Origin of the sequence: Sphingobacterium sp. UBA7253 (genome assembly GCF_002472745.1) — a bacterium.
GTDB lineage: Bacteria > Bacteroidota > Bacteroidia > Sphingobacteriales > Sphingobacteriaceae > Sphingobacterium > Sphingobacterium siyangense.
The window spans coordinates 750-1,704 of the sequence record NZ_DKSP01000141.1 but is presented as its reverse complement, the minus strand read 5'-3'; the positions used below and the strand labels follow the sequence as shown (position 1 = coordinate 1,704).

1 protein-coding gene is annotated in these 955 nt (G+C 40.3%); it reads left to right on the top strand.

Annotated elements, in window-relative coordinates; all coding sequences use genetic code 11:
* Positions 1–955, top strand: a 955-nt coding sequence (locus tag B2X72_RS14600; protein WP_286850216.1) for an outer membrane beta-barrel family protein, incomplete at both ends; no start/stop codon positions are given.

Here is a 955-nt window from a genome sequence, read left to right as displayed (position 1 = left end):
AAACGCTGGATGCCATTAACGATTATTACGGACAGAATACGAAACGCTACAATTTTAACCTGAACTACAAATACGAAGATACAATAGGGCATAGTCTAAATATTGATGCCGATTACGGTCTCTTCGGTAAATGGAACAAAAACTTGCAGTCAAATATTTACCGTGACAATCAGTATGTCGTTACTGACGAAAATCTTTACCGTACTCTTAATGATATCGATATTGATCTAAAAGGATTAAAAATAGACTATGCGACGCGGTTATGGGGTGGGAAGTTGGAAACAGGTGCCAAATACTCCGCAGTAGGCTCGAAAAATAACGCAAACTTTTATCATGTTAAACAATCGGAAGATAGCCTAGACAACAGACGTTCAAATGATTTTCACTTTGATGAGCATATCAGCAGTGCGTATGTTGACTACAAACGGTCCATTGGTGTCTGGTCCCTACAGGGCGGGCTGCGACTAGAATATGCTAGTTCCAATGGTACCCTACTTTATCAGGAGTATGGGGCAGGTCTCAACGAACATATCAATAGAAAGTTTACTAACTTTTTCCCCTTTTTTTCCATTGCCACACAATTGACTGCTAAACAGACACTGTCTTTGTCTTATGCCAAACGTATAGAAAGACCAGCATATCAGGATCTCAATCCCTTTGTATATATGCTTGACGAGCTTTCATTCTGGAAAGGGAACCCCTTCTTGGTACCTTCATTGACCCAGCGGTTTTCGTTACTTTATTCCGTGAGAAATTCGACAATAATAGGCATAAACTATGCCTATACAGACCAATTGAATGCAAAAGTAACAGATACACTGGAACAGGATAAAATCATGATGATCAGTAAAAATGTGGGGACACAGCAACATTGGTCGCTGTCACTGACGCAGACTTATTCGCCTAGGCCCTGGTGGGACATGACTTTCAATGGCCTGTTGTATTATATCCATAA